The 25,282-nt window shown below is 38.4% G+C and carries 12 protein-coding genes; 5 read left to right on the plus strand and 7 right to left on the minus strand.

The annotated features are described in order from the left end of the window. The first annotated feature begins 581 nt into the window (after positions 1-581). Entirely contained in the window at positions 582-1,760 is a 1,179-nt protein-coding gene (locus HZB59_10705; protein ID MBI5021894.1) for a Clp protease ClpP, read from the plus strand. Positions 1,761-1,771: 11 nt separating this feature from the next. Beyond that, positions 1,772-1,948, plus strand: a complete 177-nt coding sequence (locus HZB59_10710) for a hypothetical protein (GenBank protein MBI5021895.1) — start codon at positions 1,772-1,774, stop codon at positions 1,946-1,948. A 181-nt stretch (positions 1,949-2,129) separates the two neighbouring features. Here the strand turns inward: HZB59_10710 and HZB59_10715 are convergent, their stop codons facing one another. The 5 genes from HZB59_10715 to HZB59_10735 all read right to left on the minus strand — a co-directional run bounded on the left by HZB59_10715 (position 2,130) and on the right by HZB59_10735 (position 7,901). Beyond that, on the minus strand, positions 2,130-3,008 hold the full coding sequence (locus HZB59_10715) for a site-specific DNA-methyltransferase (GenBank protein ID MBI5021896.1): 879 nt from the start codon (positions 3,006-3,008) through the stop codon (positions 2,130-2,132). Positions 3,009-3,013: 5 nt separating this feature from the next. After that, positions 3,014-4,516 (minus strand): phosphatidylserine/phosphatidylglycerophosphate/cardiolipin synthase family protein, encoded by a 1,503-nt coding sequence (locus tag HZB59_10720; GenBank protein ID MBI5021897.1) that lies wholly within the window; start codon positions 4,514-4,516, stop codon positions 3,014-3,016. Positions 4,517-4,698: 182 nt separating this feature from the next. Beyond that, positions 4,699-6,309 carry a pentapeptide repeat-containing protein gene (locus HZB59_10725; GenBank protein MBI5021898.1) on the minus strand — a complete coding sequence of 537 codons (1,611 nt, stop codon included), beginning with the start codon at positions 6,307-6,309 and terminating at the stop codon, positions 4,699-4,701. Positions 6,310-6,418: 109 nt separating this feature from the next. After that, positions 6,419-6,652 (minus strand): hypothetical protein, encoded by a 234-nt coding sequence (locus tag HZB59_10730; GenBank protein MBI5021899.1) that lies wholly within the window; start codon positions 6,650-6,652, stop codon positions 6,419-6,421. Between the two features lie 214 nt (positions 6,653-6,866). Beyond that, the gene (locus HZB59_10735) at positions 6,867-7,901 is read right to left on the minus strand and encodes a site-specific integrase (protein MBI5021900.1); all 1,035 of its coding nucleotides are present in this window, start codon (positions 7,899-7,901) and stop codon (positions 6,867-6,869) included. A gap of 922 nt (positions 7,902-8,823) precedes the next feature. On the opposite strand from HZB59_10735, the gene HZB59_10740 reads away from it, so the two are divergent. The 3 genes from HZB59_10740 (at position 8,824) to HZB59_10750 (ending at position 13,645) form a co-directional block, all read left to right on the plus strand. Continuing rightward, positions 8,824-10,728, plus strand: coding sequence for a hypothetical protein (locus HZB59_10740; GenBank protein ID MBI5021901.1), 1,905 nt, complete (start codon positions 8,824-8,826; stop codon positions 10,726-10,728). Between the two features lie 518 nt (positions 10,729-11,246). After that, a complete protein-coding gene (locus HZB59_10745; GenBank protein ID MBI5021902.1) occupies positions 11,247-13,409 on the plus strand; it encodes a DNA/RNA non-specific endonuclease in 2,163 nt (720 codons plus the stop codon). Between the two features lie 50 nt (positions 13,410-13,459). Further along, on the plus strand, positions 13,460-13,645 hold the full coding sequence (locus HZB59_10750; protein ID MBI5021903.1) for a hypothetical protein: 186 nt from the start codon (positions 13,460-13,462) through the stop codon (positions 13,643-13,645). Between the two features lie 227 nt (positions 13,646-13,872). Here the strand turns inward: HZB59_10750 and HZB59_10755 are convergent, their stop codons facing one another. Both HZB59_10755 and HZB59_10760 read right to left on the minus strand, forming a co-directional pair. After that, positions 13,873-14,403 (minus strand): hypothetical protein, encoded by a 531-nt coding sequence (locus HZB59_10755; protein MBI5021904.1) that lies wholly within the window; start codon positions 14,401-14,403, stop codon positions 13,873-13,875. A 7-nt stretch (positions 14,404-14,410) separates the two neighbouring features. Next, positions 14,411-25,237, minus strand: coding sequence for a T9SS type A sorting domain-containing protein (locus tag HZB59_10760; protein MBI5021905.1), 10,827 nt, complete (start codon positions 25,235-25,237; stop codon positions 14,411-14,413). Positions 25,238-25,282 lie beyond the last annotated feature (45 nt).

Raw genomic sequence — 25,282 nt, forward strand, 5'->3', positions numbered from 1 at the left:
TGGACGAATAATAATGACATGGACATTGTTTTGTTATGGAATTCATCGAATGTCCATTTTTATTTCTGAAATGGGTGGAAGGATTTATTATCCGAATAATATAAATATAATAGACTATTATATGGACTGTATATCATTTAATAATATGTATCAATAAGGATGGTTTCTCTGTTATTGATACAAAAACCAAAAGCAGACGAATATTATTTCCATAGTGACTTCCTCCAGAGGAGTTGTTAGTTGGGGATAGTGATGAAACGTAAACATCTTTAACTAGATTGATCAAGGCGAGTTTCTTCATCGACCGACTAAGGAGTAATGTGAACCCAAAAGTATAATTATAATTCAATTTGATACATGATCTGAAGGATGGTCAAATTTTAGCTTTCATTATTAAAAAATGATGATTATAGCTTGAATATGGTAAGTGACCGAAATCACCCATATGTGGAGAGCGACTGATTTTTTTGACAAAGAAGCAAGAATTCTGTATTTTAAGTTCATTAGGGACAGTAGACATTTAAGCGAATTAATTAGAATAAGACGAGAAAGTATACCTTAATCTCAAGGAATAAATATATATGGGATATTATTCTGAATACCTTTTGAAAAATCTAACCTTTCAACAGCTGAATGATGAAAGGAAGAAACAACTTAAGGAAATCTCAAAAGAACGTGGTGGTCGAGATATAATTGTAATAGCAGCAGATTTAAATAAACCGAATGCACCAACATCGATAAACTATAGTGATTTATTACCAGTAACAGATCAACTCTCGAATTTGAAAGGATCTTTAATTGATGTTGTTCTTGAAACACCTGGAGGATATGGAGAAGTTGCTGAAGACATTGTAAAATTATTACATGAGAAATATAACGATGTCGCCATTATCATTCCTGGATATGCGAAAAGTGCAGGAACGATCATAGCAATGGCTGGTGATGAAATATTGATGGATGGGATGTCATCGCTCGGACCTATTGATGCACAAATAACTTGGCAAGGGAAGGTTTTTTCGGCAGAGGCTCTGCTAGAGGGTATCAAGAAGATTAAAGAAGAAGTGACAGAAACTGGTTCTTTAAACAAAGCATACATACCTATTCTACAAGGGATTTCACCTGGGGAACTTCAAAATGCACAAAACGCTCTTGATTTTGCAAAGGTCTTAGTCGGAGACTGGTTATATAAGTACAAATTCAAAAAATGGGCTAAACACTCGTCAACTGGTCAACCGGTGACAGATGCAGAAAAACGGAATAGGGCTAATGAAATTGCTTCTCATTTATGCAAACATTCAAATTGGTTAACGCACGGAAGATCTATCAAGATAGCTGATTTGAAGAGTATGAAACTTGAAATTATAGATTACTCATGCCAACCCAAATTAGCAGAAGCTATTAGAAGATATTATGCCCTTTTACAGATGACGTTTGTTACTAATATTTATAAAGTTTTTGAAACTCCAGATTCTCAAATTTTTAGGTTTACACAGCAGAATATACCCCCCCAGAACTTGGGTGGATTTCCAAGTATCCCAAAGGGGCCTGTAGAAAGCATGGATATTGATATTAATTGTGGAAACTGCAAAACCGATAATCACCTTCAAATCAATTTTAAAAATAATCTTGCTTTAAGACCAGGAAGAATCATTTTCCCTAGAGACAATCAACTGAAATGTAAAAATTGTGGGAAAGAATCAGATTTAGGTGATTTGAGGAGAAATGTTGAAGCACAAACTAAACAAAAAATAATCGATTGAGGAAAGTTAACATGGAACAATTAGCATCTAATGTAATTTTCGAATATTTCTATACTCAGGATCACGAATATGATAAAACTATACGAGACTGCAATGAAATCATTGACGAAATAGATGAGATTGCTGAACTCAGAAAAGTTATTCTGGAAACCACAGAACACGAGGAAGTGACTTATACTTCAACCTAATAGGATTTATTTGGAAGAGAGTGAATTACCGGTTCGGGTTTAGAGGGTTGATAGCTCGAAACTGGAGAATAAAAAATACTAAGAAATTTGTTACCCTCGTTCCACGCTGGGAGTGTAGGAGTTAAACAGTATTCTTTCTAAATATGCTATTTCTGTCAGATTTTATCCTAACTATTATAGATTACAACTCAATCATCATTTGAGATTGGTTAATTACATCATATTTTTGAGGAGCTTCGGATTTCCAAATTTTATTCAAGTTCTGTGTATACTTATAGTTCGTTCGATATTTAGCAATATTGTCGCTTTTTCTGATGGAAGATATACGCTTTTTTATGAGTGAAACATTTTTTGGGTCGATCTCAACTCCTATTGAATGGCGTCCTAATTGTTTTGACACCACAAGGGTAGTCCCAGTTCCTGCGAATGGATCAAAAACAACATCATCCACTTTTGTTGACGACAGAATAATTCGAAGAAGTAACTGAATAGGGGACTGCTGTTTATGCAGCCTCTGATTGCCTGGGGAACGTAATGGCTCGTCACCAGCAAAATATCCCGAGGTAAGTTCTCTAATATCATCCCATACGTCAGTTATGAACATACCATTGGGTCGTTTGTATTTTTCTGTAACGAGTAAAATTGGATCAATTCTTAGTTTGTTAAAATGTTTTGGTTTTTTGCCCTTCGTTGCGAAAGCTATAATTTGATAATGTTTGCCAAACCGATTATTACACGGGACGGCTGAGGTTTTCTTTTTCCAAATAATTAAATTTTGGAATGTCCAGCCTGTAGAGTTCAGCGTATCTAAAACATACTGTGTATTTTTTTCTCTTTGCATAAAATAAATCGCGCCCCCCTCAGAGGTTTTATTGTAAATCTGTTCACAAACTTGTCGCATCCAATTCCAATAATCTACGCTTGGCATATCATCATCATGGCTATCGTAGTCTTTACCTTGATTGAAGGGGGGATCTAAAAATGAAAGATCTAACTTCAATTCAATTTGTGAATTTAAATATTGGATGCAATCACCAGCTATAATCTCACAGTCAACCATAAATCTTATTCCAATACACGTGCGATATTTAATTTGTAGTGATTTTCTTCCATCACGATAAGCTCCATTTGGAGAAGTCCACTTAACAGAGCCTCTAAATCGAGATCAGTTGTAACAAGAGTGATTTTATTCCTAAGGTCATTGAATTCTTCTTTGCGTTCGGATAGCAAAAATAGTATTAATGCAGACAAAAAGCAATCCTTATTTACCAATGTGCGATTTGAATTTTGCATAAGTCTGGCTGCAATCTGACAAATCCTATTTATCGTTTTCTTTAATTCAATTTCTCTTATTAGGACATATTTCGCAAACAGTTTTTTTACTTCTCCACTGGAACGCATGTTGAAAACTTTAGAGAATGTTTGTCCAATGATGTGCTCGATTTTCTCAGCCAGTTTATCTCGCACATCAGAACAGGTACTGAACGTCCGCAAATAATTGTTTTTCGCATCTCTTCTAACTGCGATGTCTCTGCATACGGTAATTGTTTCGGTGTTTGCTCTCCAATATCCGGTTGGTTTTTTGAAACCTAAATTCATCTTATTAAGATTTACAGAACTCACGACAACCAATTGATCAGTTATAATGACCTTTGCGTGCAAATCTTCAGCACTTGATCTTATTTCAATTCCGCTTGCTAAAAGATTTCTCATAGTGTTCTGCACACGTTCAGCAAAATCCATACTTGAGGGGCTTGTAAGAATTTTGATATCAATGTGTTCAAATCTGATACGACTTAAGAATGCAGGAATGTCAGGATCAGTAAAGCTCTCAGCAGATATGTAAACGTATTCCTCTGCTTCTGAAATTATTTTCTCGAAAAAATCTCGAGCTCTACATTCGAAGGGTGCGAGATAGAGCTTGTCTTCAATTTGAATTTCTGATGGGCAAAGGTCTTCTGGGTAACCAAGTATCCAATTATTAGCTAGCTCCTGATTCTGGATTGTACGAGGAAGTTCAAATATTCTATCAACATTTTCGGGACCTACCTCAATTATCCTTCTTCTAATCGTTCCCTCATATCCTTCTATTGAAGTAACAAATAATTCCTTCAGCTCTTCGAATTTATTATTAAATTGTGTTATAACCTCTTGGTCGTTAAATATCAAACAAGCATCAACTTCAGGATTTTCAGTTAGATTTGCCGATAAAGCTATTGCACGATTATTTGTGACAATGAATTTTCCGTGAAAAGAATACCAAACATTGACTGCGGTGGTTGTTCTCTCTGGGTCACCGACGTTCCATCTGCAGAAACTAACCTGACCACCGTGAGCGATAAAGTTTTCAAATAATGCTGTCACTTGTTGACGAATATCCCTGTTAATACTGTCATAGGGGAGAGTAATAATTTCCACCGATAGACCATGATCTAACTTATCGTTTAAAAGGTTAAAAAGTGCTGTGTTGTGTAACTGAAATACAGCAATTCGAATATACTCAGTTGCACCGCTAAGTTCTTGGATTACTCTATCGAGTACATCAACACCAATCTTGAATTCTTTCATATTTTCTCTAATTAATATTTGTTCGTATGTTAACATACAATTTCTAAAGTTTTTATACAACTTATTTGATCAGAAAATTAAAACCCCAACCATTTCTGATTGGGGTTTATTTTCTCCACTACCACTCGGGAAACTGATTGCGTGGCTCTCATGGAGTAGTTAAGTTCTGATCTCCCATATATTCACCGTCTGAAACGCCTACGAATTGCCAACAGAAACAAAGACAGTAAAATTGCACTTATTATAGACTGAACTATTGATACAGTTCTACTTAAGAGCGTAACTTCAAGGGGATCAAATTTTTGAAAAGTACTAGCGTGTAGACTTAGTACTAAAGCCTTAGCATAATCATTTATAGGTATTGAAAAATTTGAATTTAAAGATATTTTATATTGAATAAACTCTTTTTGATTATTCAATGATCCTTCGACAGGAATTGTAAATCCAGTGAGAAGATATATACAGGGAAACAGAAGAAGAAATAGAAGCATCCATCCAAATGTTCTAATATATCTTTCACCGTAAAAACTCGTTAATTTATATAATGCTATCAAGCTAAAAATATTTTGTCTTAACCATCGGCAGATTGCATTACTTTTTCGAGCGATTTGGCGTCTTTGCATCTCCATTGCACCGATGAAAAAATCACCAGCGATATGGTATGCTTTCATATCTTCGTAACTGCTCTGTAATCCTCTGTTCAATTGCTCTATATTTATGAGAGTAATTTTATTATTGCCTTTGAACTTTTCCTCGTCATACACCATATGTTTTCGAGTACCCTTAATGAGCCATTGATGTCCAAAAAAACGAATTCTCTGAATGTTAGTTCCCATGAAAAGAAAGCGCTTCAAATCAACATTTTTAAAGATTACATATTTAGCCTCTTCTAAAAACACATTCCTAAAATTAAATTCTCCTTTGGGATGAATGTTTCTGAGATTAAATTCCCCCATTATCTTAATTTCACTAAAATCTGCATTTCCGAAAAATTCAGTACATTCAAATTTGGTATCACCGCTAAAAGATATCCCTTTTATGTCTACTTTGTTTTTGAATATAGTATAGGAGAAATTTGTTTTATGGAGAAATTTTGCTTCAGAGAACTTAACATCTTTATAAAATATTGTTCCAGCGAAATCAACATAGTTAGTAAATTCAGAATTCAATAAAGATATTTCGCCATAGAATAATGCATTTCTAAATCTAATTGGAGAATTGCTCTTTATTTCTTCGAATTTAGTTTGACCCCAAAAGGAAGCATTATTTAGCTCAAAATCATTTTTTTCAATCTTCATGTTCTTAAATTGTACACCATGATGGAATTCTGCTCGATGGAAATAGGTTGTATTTTCAAAAGATGAGTATCTAAACTCAACAACACCAAAAAATTTTGAAGACATGAAGAATGTAAACCCATAAAAGTGTGCACTTTCGAATGATGTATCTCCCTGAAATTTTGCATGATTAAATGATGCCTTTTTATGGAAATATGTCCCATAAAATTTTGCATCACCACAAAATTGTGAGTAATCAAAATTGATGTCATGATGAATAGATATGTCTGATAATGTAAAATTAGGAGGGAATATAAAATATTTAAAATCTATAATCTCCGTTTTGATATTATCGTTTAATAACTTTAATTCTTCAAACAGTTTTTCATTAAATAAAGCGATAGGTTTTTCCATGCAATGGAATATGCATTTTTGTTCTTCGTTATTCCAAATCTCGCGATTACAAAAGAATGCACCCGCATCACTAGCTTTTACTTGACATGTTGGCATAATCATTTTAATTATTTATTAATGGAATAGAAGAAGGTAGTACAAAGTATGAATAAAATCAAGTATATACATTAATGCAGCGGCAGAACAAATTGGATTAAAGCATATTATGTTTTTACTTAACATTTCCCCACTCGTGCTTACATGATTTACATCGCCATTTCGGACTATTCGGAGATATAATGCAGCCTCCTAACATATCCCCATCCCCGATAATCTTTTGAGCAAATTCAGAGGGAATTAAACCATAGAAAATTTCTGCCACTTTCTTAGAGTGACATTTAGGACAATCAGATTTTCGTGCCTCATTTTTAACTTTCTCTAAAAATATTTTCCATACTAATCCCATTGCAGCGGTACTGGTTGGGAAATATGTATCAGGGGTTATAATGTCTTCAGGTTGTGTATCTAGCATTTCATTGATAATATCAGAATAATCTGATTTTACGACCTCTTCAATATCCCTAACGTATTTAGTATAATTTTTGGTGAATTCAATAGCATCCATAATATCTCCATTTATAATTTGGTCTAAGGTACGGTTCTAATTAGTCAATCTCAAGTCATGGGTTTAATTCAAGTTGTATTTTATTTATACTTGAATGAAGTTCACTTGATGCCAGGTGAGAATAGATTTCAGTGACTTTCACGCTAGAATGTCCTAATAGTTTCTGGACTTCATAAATGTTCACACCACCTTGGACTAGCCAAGTTGCGAAAGTATGTCTTAAGGAGTGGAAGTGTAGCCTCTCATCTAATTTCAGCAATCTGATATATTTTTTAAACTTATGCGAAACATAATTGGGATGGAAGCGCTTCCCCTGATTATCAAAGACATATTTACTTATCGGTTTATTTGAAATTTTCTGTAGTAACAATTTAGCAATAAGACTGTTCATCGGAACTGCTCTGCTATTACCTGATTTGGTCGCAAAATTATCACTATTAGTAACAGTTACCAATTGTTTCTCGAAGTTAACATTTTCCCAAGTAAGATTAAGAATTTCTCCTAAACGCATTCCTGTAAGGGATGCAAATAAAAACAATTCCTTAAAAACCTGCTCTTTGACTACATGTAACAGTTTTTGGAAATCATCTTTTGAAAGATGGATTAGCAGCTTACTTGGTATTTTGAGCTGTGTGGATTTGACAAAAGGATTATCATTAATCAATTGCCACTTGAGTGCAACATTAAAGGCGGCTTTAAGAGAACGAAAATCAATATTCACTGTGGTAGGTGAACATTTTTCAAGTCTGATTTTCTTAAATATTTCAACGTCTCGGACTGTATAAGAAGTTAACAATCTATTTTCGCAGATTGAACTGAAAGCCCTGAATGCCGGTAAATAAATCCTTTTTAAGGTGCTCTGTCGGATTGTATGCGCTTGCAAATCACAGTAGGTTTTAACGAATTGGTCAAATGTTTGTGATGAATTAGCTGCAACAATTTTATCCTTAAAATCATTTAAAGCCTTTAAGGCTAGATTTTTATTTTTGGTTTGGGCTGAAGTCCATCGTTTCCGACCTTCAACTATATGTCCTATATACCAGAAACCATTTGAACGTTTATACAGATAGAATTTTTGTGACGAAATCATAGACACTCCTTTTTGTCTACAATCCTGTCTACTATGATATGATAACTATTGAAATATGTAGGTAAGTCTTAAATTTGAACAGATCCGAAGTCTGATGCTCTATCCAGTTGAGCTATGGGCGCGGGAAATTGTTTTAATTGTAGATCAAAGATACAAAAATTTTGAGTTTATCTCAAATAAAAAAGCTCATTATGAGAAAGCAGAGATAAATATTATTTCTGTAATAATTATTGCATGAACCAGATTTTAAGATGGAATCTCCCTAATATATGTAATAATGAATCGATGTGTGTCTGGTTACCCCCTAGAAATCACGACTCTCCCACGTGGTTTCACTCCGATAGGCACACATCTTTTTATATAAACCTTTCTCTGTTTTACTTTTACTTCCGGGTATAATTAAGCAAATTAATGATTTATCGGGTTATGAATTGAGTTTGAATCCTTGCCACTTAGGAAAATATTTTGTATGTTCACAATTATTAAAATCGGGATATTCAATAGATTAATATTCAACATAATCTTGAGGAGTAATATGAGATTGTACCTTTGCATTGTCATTCTGACTTTTTCCTTCAATCCGGATCAACTTATTGCTGGAACTGATTTGGTGTCAGTATACGATTCTCTTCGCACAAGCAAACTTGAGGAAAATAAAGCCGCCCCAATATCAGATGTCCTAATTATGCGCGGAGGCCAGGAAATTTACTTTGCAAACGGTACATTTCGGCTACTTACACCTGTGCATGGGAAAGTGTTTGGTGCAGTTTTCACGGGACAAGGGACATTCACAATTTTACCTCCATCTTCCACGGAAAGATCTGAATTTGAACGTCAGTTTGAATGGAGGTTAACCGATGGCAAATATTTTTTTAAATTCGATCGGGCAGTTCTGTGGTTCCAGGATACTTTGCTGGGCGAAATGGGTCTTAGAAATATTTCCGGGCAAAAAGAAATTGAAAGAATAGAAAACGAAACGCTTGATCGCAGCTTCAAATATATCTCGGATAAATACAATGAAAATGTACTTCACCATATAATTACTGAATTACTGGAAGAAAATCCTAAGCCCTATTTATTCACACATTTTAGTTCATCTGACAAAAAAGAAATCTTCTTTAGCTATGACCTGAGAAGATTTGAAGAGGTTAACATTTTTAAACCGCCCCTAGAAGCCTTAACGGGATCACTCTTTGCACTTCAACTTGTTAATTCCTTTCATACTTTTGGCGAATACCAAAATTTCAAGGAGTATGAACTTGCTCAAGAGGATAAACGTGAATTTGATTTGATCAAGAATGATGTTGAATTATCGATAGAAAAAGGAGGTCAAACAAGTGCGCGGGCAATATTAAATTTCCATTCTATGGAGAAAAACCGGAAAACAATGAGTTTAATTCTCGATAGTAAATTGATTATCGATTCAGTTCTTGATTCAGATGGTCAAAAGCTTAGTGTTCACCAGCTTGATGAGAATATCTTCAGATTAATTGGTTTGCCGGAACAAGATTCGACTGATTATACAATAAACATTTACTATCATGGAGACTTATTACAACCATTTCGGGGGTTTGGTAGATTCTCTAAATTAACGGGAAGCTTCTACATGTTGTCTACAAGCACCCTTTGGTACCCGAATCAATTGTTATCCGATGAAACGCTATTTGATGTTACATACAGGTATCCAAAGAATATGTGCCTGGTAGGAGCAGGAAGAAAAGAATCTGAATCGGAAGAAAGAGATTTAAGGATTACACGCTATACTATAACGGTACCTACTCTCATTAACTCATTCAGCCTTGGTTTTTATGAGGAAACAAAATTTCAATTAAGCGATAAAGAACCAATGATATCAGTATTTGATGTCGGTGGGGGTGAACCGCAAAGAGTGGCTGAGGATGTGTCAAACGCTATAAGATTGTTCTCTCATCTATTTGGCGGTTGTCCCTATCCCGATCTTAGAGTGACAGCAGGACCATCAGTTCATGGCCAGGCATTTCAAGATTTTATACATTTACCGTGGTTTGAAGAATACGTGGGGAAACAGTCCGCAGTTATTGAAATTACCCGAGCGCATGAGGTGGCGCACGCATGGTGGGGCCATGGGGTGAAGTCAAAAAGCTACCATGACTATTGGCTATCTGAAGCATTGGCCCATTATTCAGCTCTTATGTACGCACCCTTTGTGTTGAAAAATGATAAAGCTTTATTTGATAAACTTGGAGAATGGAGGGAAAATATTGCCAACCTCAGAGAATATGCGCTTGGTTCAGGACCGAAACTTGGCTCAATCTGGTTAGGATATAGGGCGGCATCCATAAAGACACCGAATGATTACACAATTTCCACATACATGAAGGGTGCTTTAGCAATTCACATGCTAAGGATGATGCTGGTCGATCTATCTTCAATGAATGAAGATGTATTTAAATCAATGCTAAAAGATTTCTATCAATCGAATATCGGCAAGGAGCTTACGACTAATGATTTTAGAAAATTTGTAGAAAAATACTTCAAAGCAGATATGCAATGGTTTTTTGATCAATGGGTCTATGGGACAGAAATTCCGACATTGAAATGCACGAAAACAATTAATAAATCGCCAAACGGAAAATATGTGCTGACAATATCGGTTGAGCAGAAGGACGTTACAAATCCATTTATTGTTTATCTCCCATTTGAGTTAAAATATGACAATGGTCAGACAGCCCGAGCAAGATTATTTATTAACAAAATGATGAATAATTTTACATATGAACTCGATCTTGAACCGGACGAGGTGACATTCAATATAATGGAATCTGTACTTTGTTCACTTGAAGAATAAGATGTTCATAAATTTGAGCAAACTACAATCGAAGCCTCCACGAGGATCTCTGATGCGGTTAAGAAGTTTGCTGATGCGTAACCTATATAAGTTGGATATCGAATGATTATAAAACAAAAAATTTTAAGTTTATCTCGAATGAAATAATTATATGTCGGCAAGATCTACATACCGATTATTGCTAACATAATACTTTAATACGGTATCTTGCTTGGTACAACTATGTTCTTATTAATGTATTAATTATTCGATTTGTGTCTGGTTACCTTTAGAAATCACGCCCCTCCCACGTGGTTTCACCCCCAAGCGCACATCCTTATAATCTATTCCTGCCCAAACTCTGATTATAGTTTATTTCCTTGCCACTTAGATAGAAATTTTGTATGTTTCGAGTCAGAATCATAACTCCGGGATGTAGAGTTTTTCCCTAATATTGAAATTGAATATGTTGCGATAATTATTTATCGAGGAACAAAAAGCAATAAACAAAATTAGATCAACAAATATCGGGAAATCATATGCTAGTATCATTACGACAACTTATAAAAGAAACCAATCGACAATTCAAAAGCTCGGACCCTAATAAAAGAGTGAGTAAATCTTCTTCTATTACAGATCTATCTATCTCACCCGAAGATAAATCATTACTAAAATCTGCTACGGCTGGTAATGTTGTGAGGAGTGATCTAAACCTAGCGAAAAGAAAAGAAATGATATTTGCCAAAGGTTTTGAACCCGGGGATTTTGCTTATGACAGAGCCATTGGGAAGAATGATTCCTTGTACAGTAATTTTGCCGAGTTGATTGCGTTTACAAAAAGAAAAGTGGGTCGGATTGTAATTAAAGAAGATAATAAAAAAAGTGGCTACGCAACCGGCTTTATGGTCTCTAATCGTTTGATGTTGACCAACTGGCACGTTTTTAAAAATAAGGAGATGGCAGACGAAAGTGAACTCCATTTTTTTTATGAATATGATGCGCAGGGGCATCCGTTAACACCTGTTATATTCAGATTTGATACGTCTCACTTTTTTAACAACGAAGAATTAGATTATTGTTTTGTAGCAGTACAACCCTCAGACGTTACGAAAAAATATTCGTTGGATAGTGTAGGTTATTTATATCTTGATAAAACCTTGGGTAAAATCGGGGATGTGAATGTTGAGCGACTTAATATTATACATCACCCGCAAGGCGACTATAAGCAAATATCAATTAGAGAAAATACTTTTACTGGGATTAATGCGATAAAAATATTTTATATAACTGATACAGCACGAGGAAGCAGTGGCAGCCCAGTATTCAACGACCAATGGCAGGTTGTTGGTTTGCATCATAAGAGTATCGCAAAGATGACCGATGATGAGAAAGATTATTTAGATAAGGATGATAATATTATACCGGTTATAGATGGAAAGATAGATGAATCCAGGATAGTGTGGAAACAAAATGAGGGAATTAGAATAAGCGTGATATTAAATCACTTGCTGCAGATGAACCCAAATAACGAAATAATATCTACCCTGGCAATTCCTCCACCATTAGAAAATTTACACTTTGCGATAAATGATGTTGACACTATTCCTGAAAATAAAGGAGATAATATTATGGATAACAATTCAAATAATAATATCAATATCAATGTACCAACAAGTGCATTAAGTACCGATCACTCAATTGAAATAAGTTTATCGAGCAAGAATGTTTATTCCGGTACCAACTTGAAAACTTCAACAACACAAACCGGAAAGACGAATGAATTATTGCTTGAAGTTGCGAAAGCAGAAAAAGAGCAAGATGCGGATTTCAGTAAATGCAAAGGTTATCTTCCAAAGTTTTTAGGGGTAGAAATAAGGTTACCGCGTCCTAAAAAAATCGTGGAAAAACAAATTGCCCGTTTGAAAGATAATGGAATAGAACTAAAATATTATAAACATAGTGTAATATTTAACGCTGTATCTAAAATGCCGTTTATCAGCGGTGTAAATGTTGAGGGTGACGCTACTAAAAGGTTGGATGACAGTAAGCGGAGCGATTATTGGTTGAGAGATAAGCGAATTGATTTAGAATGTCAACTGACCGATAAATTTTATTCGGGTTCAAATTTCGATAAGGGGCATATGGCTCGATTCGAAGATGCGAACTGGGGCAACACAGAAGCAGATGCACTTAGGAATGGCATCTATACTTGCTTTTATACCAACGCATGTCCGCAGGTGGTAGATCTTAACCGTGCAGGGGGATTATGGGGTAAATTAGAAAAAGCGGTTTTAGAAAAAGGGATAAAAAAAGAACGAAGGAAGCAAGCAAAAATGAGTGTCTTTAACGGACCTATTTTTAATGAAGATAAAGATCGGATATTTAAAGGTGTTATAATACCGATGGAATATTATAAAATAATATTATGGTTGAACGATGATAATAAACTAAAAGCTACCGCCTTTAAATTATCGCAGGAAACGTTAGTGGATGATATTAAATTTGATGAGAGTATGCGTATTGAGGAAGAAGCGTTGGATATTGATAAAGATGTAGTGTTTAAAAATTATCAATGTAGTATTAAAAGTCTGGCATCACTGACTAATATAGATTTCAAACAATTAGAGCAATATGATACTTTTAAATCTAATAATGGCGGTGAAGAAATATTTATTGATAATGAAGAAACGATGTTGCTGTAACGAAAAATTAATCATAAGAAACACAAACAGTAATCTACAAAGGAAATATTATGGAAGAAACAAAACAAAATGTTGAACCGGTAATCGGTGAATTTAAAGGTAAACCGACAATTAGAATCCCGATCGTTGACAATCCGTCACCCGATACAGCGTGGCATTGGTTTACGTTCGGCAAAAGCAAAGCGAAAGCGGTTGTTAAATTTTATGATGCTATAAAAAAGTTTGCAGAAGAATAACAAACAGGAGAATAAAGATGAGTAAAGGTCAGGACAGTCAGAAAACTACTAAGAAAGAACCGGCAAAGACCATGAAAGAAAAGAAAGCCGCGAAGAGAATCAAGAAAGAAGAAAAAAGAATTCACGGGCTGCAATTGCCTGCATGAATATATTTTTCCTTAGCAATTGACAATAAAAAACCTCAATCATTTCTGATTGAGGTTTATAATTATGTCATATTTTTAGTCTTACGGTCTATCAGGTGGAAGAGGTAACTCAGATGATCCCTTACTTTTACTCTGACTGCCACTTACAATCAGAGCTATTACGCCGGCTGCTACAGCGGTCCCACCAATTACATAATATAACCACGTGCTTTTAGGTGTTATGTTTGTTACACGCACTTCGAAATAATATCCCTCACCCTGAAAACCCTGCGGGTAATCGCGCCTGAAATACCACCTTATGGATCTTCCGGTACCGGCAAAAAAACCATCACCGATATCTCCTTCGGTTGTTACAGGTGTCGCGCTGAACGATGGATCGTTCTCGCGCTTCATTATGATTTGCACATTGTATTTTTCTTCGGGGTTTCCGATAAGATCGTAGGTAACGATGATCGCTTCGTTTTTAATCGACCATTGCACGTTTGTTCCCTGAGGTTCGGCAGCCGTTTTTGACTGCGCGAATGATTCGAACTTCAAAAGCAATACTATTAATATCGGCAGCAACCCGAGGACTAACGGCTTTTTAAATTTTTCTAATCGTTGAAATATCATAAAGTTCCTACTTTATCATTATCATTTTCTTTGTTTGAAGAATTGTTGCACCCTCGAGCAAGCGGTAGAAATAAACGCCAGACGATGTTATCGATCCCGAGGCATCGGTTCCATCCCATACGAATGTGTGAATGCCTGCCGTGTACGCCCCTTCTGCAATTGTTTTCACAAGCTGTCCAAGAGAGTTATAAATATTCAATTTTACGTTCGCGTCGCGCGGAAGTTTTACGCTGAGCGATGTGGAACTGTTAAACGGATTCGGGAAGTTCTGAACCAACTCAAATTCCTTCGGCAAAACTTTATCGATTTCGCTTTCGATATATTCTTCAGTGCCTATTACAATTTTAAACTGCATCTTTTCAATCACACTGAGGAACGAATATGTAGGTTGCTTCCTGAGATCGAACGGTGTGCTGTTCCATAGATTGATCAAAATAACTCGATAATCTCCCGGGATGTTATCTATTCCGTCGAATCCGATTTTACCAAGAGATTTCCGTGGGTTAGCAACTTCGAAATCCCATGTTTGTCCCTGACCGATTTCCGGTCTGAAATCAGAACTGAACCTTTGGAACGTTTCATCCCATACGGGCCGCGGGAAATATAGGAATCCCTGATCTAAAAAGAGAGGAGGTTTTCTTCCATCCAACATATCCATACCTTGTTTGGCAATCGGCGCGATGCCTAAATAATTTTCCGTATCATGGTTGAGATCGGATTCGTAATTCAACTTTACACTCCAGAGTGTTGGAATGATTTTCGGTGTCACATTGATTCTGCCGAACGGGTATGGAAATTTCAGCGATGTGAGGTTTGAACTATTAAAGAAGTAATAACCTTTAAATGGTTCCAATGCGAGTTTTTCGATGTATGAGCCGGTGTACGAATATAACTTTGTTGAAGCGGGCAGACTGTTTGCATCAATCACAGATTGCCACGCAATATTCTTGTCGAAAGGATTTCCGATTATATTCCATCCGCTGTGAATCTGAATATTATAAGAAGCATCGGAGTTGAGTGTTGGTGTTAACATATCGAATTGCGGCAGATAAAATTCACCTTTCTTCAGCAGCCAGTATCCTTCTCCCGTTTTTAAGTAAGAATTCAGAGATAATTCGATGAGATAATTTTCAGCATTTCCGTTATCGGAGAACATTCTCCAATCGATTCTGGGGACACCGAACGGATAAATCCCGACTCTCAGTGTATCAACAATACCCGGCACACTGAATAACCGGTATTGGATTGAAGAAAGCGGTTCGGGTGCGAATGGAATGGTGGTAGAAAGACGAACTGTGGCGGGCAATCTACCGGAAACTATTGAGAAGATATTGCTTTCTCCAACAATAGCGTTGTTCAGGAACGATTCCACTCTCAACCGGCAACTATCGATCGATGTTGTTGCAAGCGTATCGGGCAATGTGACTGACGTTAATCCATTGTTAATTAAATTTTCCTTTATCAGTCGGAATGATTTTCCGCTGTCGATAGACAATTTGATATTTATATTACCTGTCAACGTGGGACTGCTGGTCCATGAAATCGGATATGTAAATGTGGTTGCCCATGTAACGGGTGGAGTTACTACGGCAATCGTAGCACCAACAGTTGTGAATCTTCTCGGAAGTGTAAAGCGGCTCTCATCGATTCCCGATTTTACACTGACACGCCAGAAGTAAAGACGAGCATTGGCAAGTGAAGATATTTGAACTGATGTATCGATGATACCGCGCTGATTCAAAATGAATTTTGTCGTATCAGTAAAAGTTGAATCGGTAGAGATTTGAAGATTATAAGAATTAGCTCCTCCATAAATCATCCAACTCAGATTTGGTGACGTAGAAATATCTATCGCGCCATCTGCAATTCCAGTGAGAATGGGAGGCGGGATATAATGACTGAACAACGCCTCTTGAGTAATCGGTTCATTCATTATCACTCCCGATGGATTTAATTTCCCGGTATATGATCCATTGCCTGTCCCGAGCCATTCATAGAAAACATAATCCGTATCTGCCACGGCAGATATTTGAACCGTATCTCCTCCCTTGTGCCAATCGCTCGGTGGATTAACTGTCCCGCCAGCTTCAGTCATCATCGTCAAGTAGTACTGGGTTGAAAATGTTGCCGTGTAAATTGTATCGGTGGATGGAGTAACATAATGGGAGGAATCACCGAAGTCGTTCCAACTCTGGAATAGATAGCGTATTCCTGCAATATCCGATTGTGGAGATGGTGCGGAAAGGCGGTGACTGGTACCTCGCAGCCATGATATTACTTTTGGTGTCGTGTATGTTGAATCATCGACCATGATTCTTCTTCCTGAAGGGAGAGTTGTGAGAGAAATTTGTACTGCTCTGCCGAAATTAGCTGTTACATTCACGGAACCTGTAATAATTATTTTTGCCGGATTATCAGTGCTTGAAATAGCCCCACTCCAATTTGTGAAAACATAACCTGCGGCCGGGGTTGCGAACAAGGTAACAGTATCTCCGATGAAATAATATTTTTTACCGGATGGATTTGTTGTGCCGGAATTTACAGGTAAAATATTCATCGTTAAAGCATATTGCGGCGAGAAGAATGCCGTAAAAATAGTGTCTGTAGTTGGGAAGACAGTGTGTGCTTGAGTGCCGCTATCGCTCCAGCTTACCCATGCCCATTGCTTATCGGGTAGAGCGTCGGGTTGAGGAGATGGCGCGCCGAGTGTCAGTTGCGATCCCGGATCAACAAAGCGAGTTTGAGTTGCAGTGTATGTTGTTCCATTGTATATGAAAGACCTTCCGGTTGGATTTGTTCCAATAGTGATTTGAACAGGTCTCCGGGTGAAGTTTGCTGTTTCCGTTATTGGGGAATTCATAGTAACTGCAGAGGGATTGATTGCACCGCTGTAAGATCCGCTGCCTAACCCGGCCCAGGTTGTGAAATTGTAACCGGTGATCGGGATTGCGGTTATCTGCACGCTTTGTGAACGATTGAACCATCCGCTTGCGGGGGTAACAGTGCCGCCAGCGTTCGCATTCATTGTTAAGTAATATTGAGTAATAAATGTCGCCGTGAATGTTGTATCAGACAGCGGTATGACAGTGTGATTTTTAGCTCCACTGTCGCTCCAAGTATTCCATGTGTAGCGAATTCCTGTGGCACCCTGCTGTGTATCTACCACGGTAATCGTGTGCGAACTACCCGTTGCCCAATTAAAAAGATGTGGACTCTGGTAAAGTGTGTCATCAACAATTATCGTAAGTGCCGCAGGTGATGTTGCGATATTGACGTTCGCAAGATACCGTTTGAATGAGGCCGTCTCTGAAATTGGCGAAAGCATAGAGATGTTCACAGGATTCAGTGTGTCGGAATATGAACCGATTCCTACTCCTGTCCATCTGTCAAATTGATATCCGAGAGAAGGAAGAGCACGGATCGATATCAACCTGCCGCTATCCTGCCAACTGGTAGCCGGAATTACAGAACCGCCTGTTAGGGCACTCATAGTTAAATAATATTGTGGTCTGTAAAATGCGGTAAAAGTAGAATCTCGGGTTATTACAACCTGATGTCTTTTTGTTCCTCCGTCGCTCCAGTTCACATACAATGAACGTGTATCAATTTTCGTGTTTTGAGTATCGGTTGCGGCTATACTGTGGATTGAACCATAAGGCCACGAAAACACCTGTGGTGATGTGTATGGAAGATTATCAATGACTACGGACAAACTATCAGGTACAGTCAGTATGGTCACAGAGATCATGTTGATCGCGAAGATAGCGCGAATGGTATGATTCGACGACAACTGAGTAAATGTATAAGTTGTATCATTACCCACATATAAACTATCTACTAAAACGCTATCGACATGATAGTTGGCGCCCGGGCGGATTGAATATCTCTGCGTACTTCCATAAGGTAATGTTATCGTTCCTGATGGAGAGATCGTACCATTAGTACCGGCGGTTGAAACGATAGTATAGTTATTGATTGCGAACGTCGCGGATATGGTATGGTTCGCTTTGATATTTCTAAAAGTATAAGAAGGAATAGCTCCAACATTTACCGCATCTACCAAAACGGATGTAGTATGATAGCCAGTATCAGGTAGAATGGATACAACTAGACTATCATCATAACTGACAATTGTCGGTCCGAGCGGATTCAACGTGCCGTTCAAACCGCTTGTTGCAGATATAACAAATTTATTTATAGAAAATGTTACACTGATAGTGTGAGTACTGATAATATTTGTGAAAGTATAAAAGCCCGGTGTTCCGTAATATACTCCGTCAATGAACACACTGTCAATATGATAACCAGTATCAGGGAGGAATGTAAAAGTACGACTTGAACCGTAACTCACATTCACATCACCGGATGGTGAGATGGCACCATACAGACCGGCCGTTGCCGTTATGATTAATTGATTCGGTGCGAACTTCGCTGATATCGTGTGGTTTGATGTTATATTATTGAAAGTGTAACTTGTTAATGAATCAACTAGAATTCCATCTACAAATACACTGTCGACATAATATCCGGTATCAGGGATTATGGTAAATGAGAGCGTTGATCCGTAATCAACTGCAATCGGTCCGGATGGATTTATTGAACCATGTGGTCCCGCTGAAGCGGTTATAGTATATCCGTTGATTGTAAAGCTTGCAACTATGGTGTGTGGAGCTGTGACATTCAAAAATGTGTAGGATGTTCGTACACCAACAGAACTGCCGTCTACTACAACATCGGAAATATTATACAATGTATCAGGTGTTATGGTGAATGATTGACTCGAACCGTACACCACCTTCACGTCACCGGAAGGTGAAATTGTTCCATGAAGCCCAGCAGTAGAAGTAATAATCATTGTATCGAGTGCGAACGCGGCAGACTGAGTCATCGGGCTACCAATTGTAATCAATGTTGAATCGAGATTGCCACTATAAGAGCCTGTACCCGTTCCCGTCCATCCTTTAAAAATATAACCTTTATTTGGAATCGCTTTTATTAAAACTGCCGCACCGCTATCCTGGTAACCGATTAAAGGTGAGACGGTTCCGCCGGTGCCTGCTGTCATTGTCAATAAAAATTGGGTGATAAAATTGGCAGTGAATGTTGTATCGGTCAATGGGAAAACAGTATGTGTTGCGGTTCCGCCATCGCTCCAATTGTTCCAAACGTATTGAATTCCGGGACCGCCCGGTTGTGTTGTTGCCGCGATTCTTATTGTATGATTTGTGCCAGGTTGTTCTGTGAATGTTTGTTTAACTAAATATGTTGTGCCATCATAAACAAACGATCTGCCCTGCGGGTTTGTTTGAACGGTAACTGAAACCGGATTCCGTGTAAAACTGGCAGTCTCCGTAATAGGTTGGTTCATCGTTACAGATGCCGGATTTGTCCGTCCGCTGTAACCACCTGCTGTTCCGCTCCAAATATTGAAGCTGTAATTTGGATCTGGATATGCCGTAATTGTAACTATTTGTCCGTGGTTAAACCATCCGCTTTGTGGAGTAACAGTACCACCGTCATTTGCAACCATAGTAAGGTAACGTTGAGTAATAAAGTTAACGGTATACGTTGTATTTACCAACGGCGAAATTATACTTGTTAGTGTTGTGCCATTCGTCCACGAATTCCAGAGGTAACGTGTTCCGGTTGTTCCGGGTTGAATTGAGTCGGTTGATATGATATGGCTTTCTCCGGCAATCCAATTAAATATTTGGGTTGTTGAATATGAAATTCCATCTACCGTGAAGCTCATTCCTATCGGATTGGATTGCACCGTAACGGTAATGTTATTTGGCGTGAATGAAGCATCGATGGTGTGGTCGGCAGTGACATTTGTGAAAGTGTATCTGTTCGTACTATCGATTGAAACAGGGACTCCATCAACGGTAACAAAATTTATATGATATCCCAGATCGGGAGTAATCAAGAACGAACTATTTGATCCGTAATTTGCCGCAACAGATCCGCTCGGTGATATAGAACCGTGCGAACCTGCAGTCGCGGTTATTGTGTAAGTATTGATGCCAAATGACACGGAGATGGAATGGTTGCTCCGCACATTTATGAATGAGTATGATGTTGGTACACCTGCCGAAATTCCATCCACTAATAAATCAAGAATGTGATAACCGATATCGGGTGTAATCGTAAAAGATTGGTCTGATCCGAAAAGAACTTTAACGTTTCCGATGGGTGATATTAAACCGTGAGCACCAGCCGTTGCTGTAATTGTCAGAGTGTCAATGGCAAACGAGGCACTGATCGAATGATTTGTCACAACATTTGTAAAGGTATAATTTGTTTGCGCGCCAATAGGACTGCCGTCAATTAAAACATTTACAACGTGATAACCGGTATCGGGTGTAATAGTGAAGAGTTGATTCGTTGCGTAACCGACTAGTACATTCCCCGATGGAGTGATCGTTCCATTCGCACCGGCAGAAGCAGTGATTGTCAGCGAATCGGGCACAAACGTAACAGAAATCGTATGGTTCGCGGTAACATTTGTGAATGTATAAGATGTTGACGATGGATTTTGTACCCCATCGACAGAAAAATTTAATACATGATAACCTACTGAAGGAATGAACGTAAACGTTTGATTACTTCCATAAAGCACAGGAACTGTTCCAGAGGGACTAATCGTACCGTTTGCTCCGGCAGATGCTGTAATAGTAAGTGTATCGATAGCGAACGTTGCGTTTATCGTGTGGTTATCTGTAACATTCGTGAATGTATAGGATGAAACCTTACCGACTGTTGATCCATCTACTAAAACATCAAAAATATGGTACCCGATTTCGGGTGTAATATAAAAAATTTGATTTGCTCCGTAATTTAGATTCACTGTTCCCGATGGTGAGATAGAGCCATGTGAACCGGCTGTTGCTGTTATTGTATATTGACTAAGCGTGAACGGATTGCTGGTGACTGCAGAATATGATTGATGCGTTGCCTCTAATGTTTTAACTCCCGGCATATCGATACTGAGATCATTAAAAATTACATTTCCCGACGAATTTGTTGTGCGTTGCTTGGTACCATTTAAAGTCCCTGTCCCGGTTTTTTTAGAGATAGTTATCGTATCACCTAATATTGAAATAGGGTTACCGGCATTATCTGAAATTTGTATTCTAACACTAGGTGATATAATTGCACCGGCAGCACCGTCTGTTGGTTGTTGAAGATAGACTAATCTCGATGCCATTCCCGCAAGAACCGTTAAAGTTCCTGAGTTAACGGAAGTCAAGCCGATTTTTTCTACATGGATTTGAGCAGTACCGGTTAGTCGCGCCGTAAACGTGGCACAATTGCACGCACTCGAAAATACGAGATCCGATTGCTTTATGCTATCAACGATAAACTGCAATGACCATACGGCTGATGAATCGTTCGCGACAAAATTATCATAGAGATCACGATTAACTGCATAAGCAGTTAATGTATTCTGGGAAACAATTGATTGGGCAGTAATTATACTTCCATTTCCATCGGGTGCGCTTTCTACGATTATTTTTGTCGCCGTTGCGGGATTAACATTGAATGAATTGCTTTGTACGGGAGTGAATAATGTCCTTGTTGCGGTGAGTTGTTTTGCTCCGGCCTTCTGCATGCTGAGGTCACTGAATGTAGCTGTACCGCTTGCATCTGTTATCTTCGATGTTGTCCCGAGTAAAGGTCCGATCCCTGACGTTAGTGTAAGCGTGATCGTTTCGCCTGCTGTTGGAACGGTATTATCGTAACTGTCACGGAGTTGAACCGTGATTGCGGGACTGATTGTTGCTCCGGCAACCACATTGGATGGTGGTTGCTGTAAGAAAGCAATTGCAACAGGTGTGTCGGCTGAAATTGAAAAAGCATCGCTGACTGCCGGTATCAACGATCCGCTCTGTGCAGAAAGATTTTTTGTTCCTGATTTGTTGATCGATAAATCACTAAACCTTGCCAAACCGCTGTTATTCGTTAATTGAGTCAAAGTACCGCTGAGAGTTCCGGTACCGTTACTTAAACTTAGTGTGATCGCAACATTTTCGATTGAGACATCATTTCCGAGATTATCTTTAAGTTGAACTGTCACTGCGGGGGATATTATCGATCCTGCCACTGTTGCCGAAGGTTGTCGCGTGAAGGAGAGATGGTGGACACTGCCTGCCACAACAGTAAGTGTTCCGGATGAAACCGGTGTCAGTATTCCCGAGGTAGCTTTAATATTCGCACTTCCCGCGCCGTGTCCCGTAAATGTTGCTGCTCGGTTTCCATCGAAAGGAACGAGATCGGTCCCAATGACACTTCCTGTGACATTGTCGAGTGACCAAGATCCAATAGAATTTGAAATAAAATTGTTGTAAACATCTCTGGTGATAGCATATACGCTTAACGAACTCCCTGATATAATTGTCTGTGCCGGAATAATTACACCGCTTCCATCTGCCATAGTCTCAACAGATATCTTATTTGCCGCTGCAGGTGATATTATAAAAGGTGAACTTATTGCTCCGGTAATACCAAAGCTTGTTGCAGTGATACTCTTTGTGCCAATCAATCGAATATTCAAATCACTGAACGTCGCTACTCCGTTCGCGTCTGTTGTGCGGGTTTTAGTTCCTCGGAGTGTGTCTGTCCCGCTTGAAACCTCCAGCGATATCGAAATGCCGGATGCGGTGACATCATTCTCATACGGATCTTTCAGTTGAACCGTGACAGCTGGAGAAATTGTTCCTCCGGCTATCGTATTTGTTGGTTGTTGAACGAATACCAGATGATCAGATGATCCGTGAGTGATAGAGAATGTACTGCTTGTGGCATCGGTTAAACTCCCGCTGGACGCATTAATATTTTTTGATCCAATAAGATCTATCCAAAGATCGTTGAATGATGCAACTCCGTTTGCATCAGTTGTCCGTGATTTTGTGCCGCTGAGAATCCCGCTGCCGCTTGATAGCGATATGGTAACAACAATTCCGGACTCTGCTACGTTGTTATCGTAGGCATCTTTTAATTGGACAGTGATACTCGGTGAGATAAAAGAGCCTGCAGTTGTTGATGTCGGTTGCTGTACAAATACAAGATGATTAGCTGATGTTGAAGTAACGGAAATCGTACCGCTCGGTGTGCTATCTTTTCCGGAAGACGATGCTTGTATTTTTGTCGATCCGCTCAGATGCCCTGTAAATGTAGAACTTTTTTGGTTTGATGCCGGGACAAGATCTGAGGTTGAAACTCCACCGGTAATATTTTTTAAAGACCAACTAGAAGGAATATTCTGTACAAAATTATCATATAAATCACGCTCGATAGAATATGCTGTAATAGAATTTCCAGCGGTTAAATCCTGTGCCGGAACAATTGTCCCACTTCCATCCGCGGCTGTTTCAACACTAACTTTTATACCTGTATTGGCAGAAACATTGATACTGTCGGAATTTACCGGCGTGAGAGATCCCGACGCAAAATGTAATGCAATCGTTTCTGCGATATTATATGAGAGATTGGAGAATGCGACGATTCCTCCCGATGCTGTTACAGATGATGTTCCCTGAAGTACTCCGATTCCGCCTTGCGCGGTTGCGACAACTATACTGCTATTATCGGAGGTGACAATATTCCCATAGGTATCTTCAATATGGATTACTGGTTGACCGGGAAAAATTATCCCGGCAGTTGCATTGCTGGACGGTTGGGTTTGAATTGTTAGCCGGTTAGCTATTGCGGAAGTTACAGTAAATGTGTTGCTTGTTCCGGATTCACTACCACTGGTTTTTATTGCTGTAAGGGATATGGTATTTGAAGCATTTGTGATAGTTACTGAATGTGAAGACAATATTCCATTCACGAAAGGTACCGTTGTCCCCCCGCCTGATGAAATTGTTCCGTTCGAAGTAATATCAACAGTGCCGTTGAAATCTGTTACGGTATTGTTGTAAGAATCTCTTGCGGTAATTTTAATTGCAAAAGGTGTCCCCGCTATTTGTTGTCCAATTGTACCGCCACTTTGTTTTTCTATGAGGAAATTATTGAGAATGCCATGACTAATTGTAATAGAGAAATTTTTTGTAACAGTCGCAGATATATTGTCTGTCACCCTGACGGTGAAATTCGAAGTTTGACTAGTTGTTGGTGTACCACTTATTATACCTGATGAAGAAAATGATAAACCTGTAGGCAAAGATCCGCTACTGATAATCCAGTTATAAGGAGGTGTACCATTGAATGCATTAAGTGTATCTGTGTAAAGTGCACCCGGTATCCCATTCGGTCTTGGTGACGTACTGGAAATACCTAAGGGTGATAATGATCCGTTATTTAATTGACTTAGGTGTCCGGTTGAATCTGTTATGTTTACGTTGAGATCAGAAATCTCGTATGCATTTACCTTGGTGATGGGAAGCGCGCTGGAATTCTTCCAAATGATGTTGGCTTTCTGGTCAGAAAAAGCAACGCTACTGGTGATCCGAAATCTTCCTATTCTTAATCCGGGAGGGGTTGATATAATTGTTCCGTTACCGACACCGGGTGGGGTTCGTGGCGCAATCTGTAATTCATTTCCAACGATTGAAAGTGAAGTGGGCTGTTGAGATGAATTTAATTGAGACGATCCGGTATTGATCGTAAATGTTAAAGTGCCTGAGCTTATCGCGGTATTAAACCTCATTATTGGTGAGATTGTTGCTAATTCTAACTCAGTTATACCTGTACGCTCCATAAAAACATCAAATTCATAAGTTGTATCGTTAACCAGCGTATCATTCTTTAAAATCAAATTATAAGTTGGTGTCTGTGCCAACGAAAAACTCGCGGTCAATAGTGTCAGCAGTAAAATAAATTTCGTTTTCATAATTTTTATACCTCGATAATAATATCCGAAGGTTCCGTTTTCTTA

Source organism: Ignavibacteriales bacterium (assembly GCA_016214905.1).
Lineage (GTDB): Bacteria > Bacteroidota > Ignavibacteria > UBA10030 > SZUA-254 > PNNN01.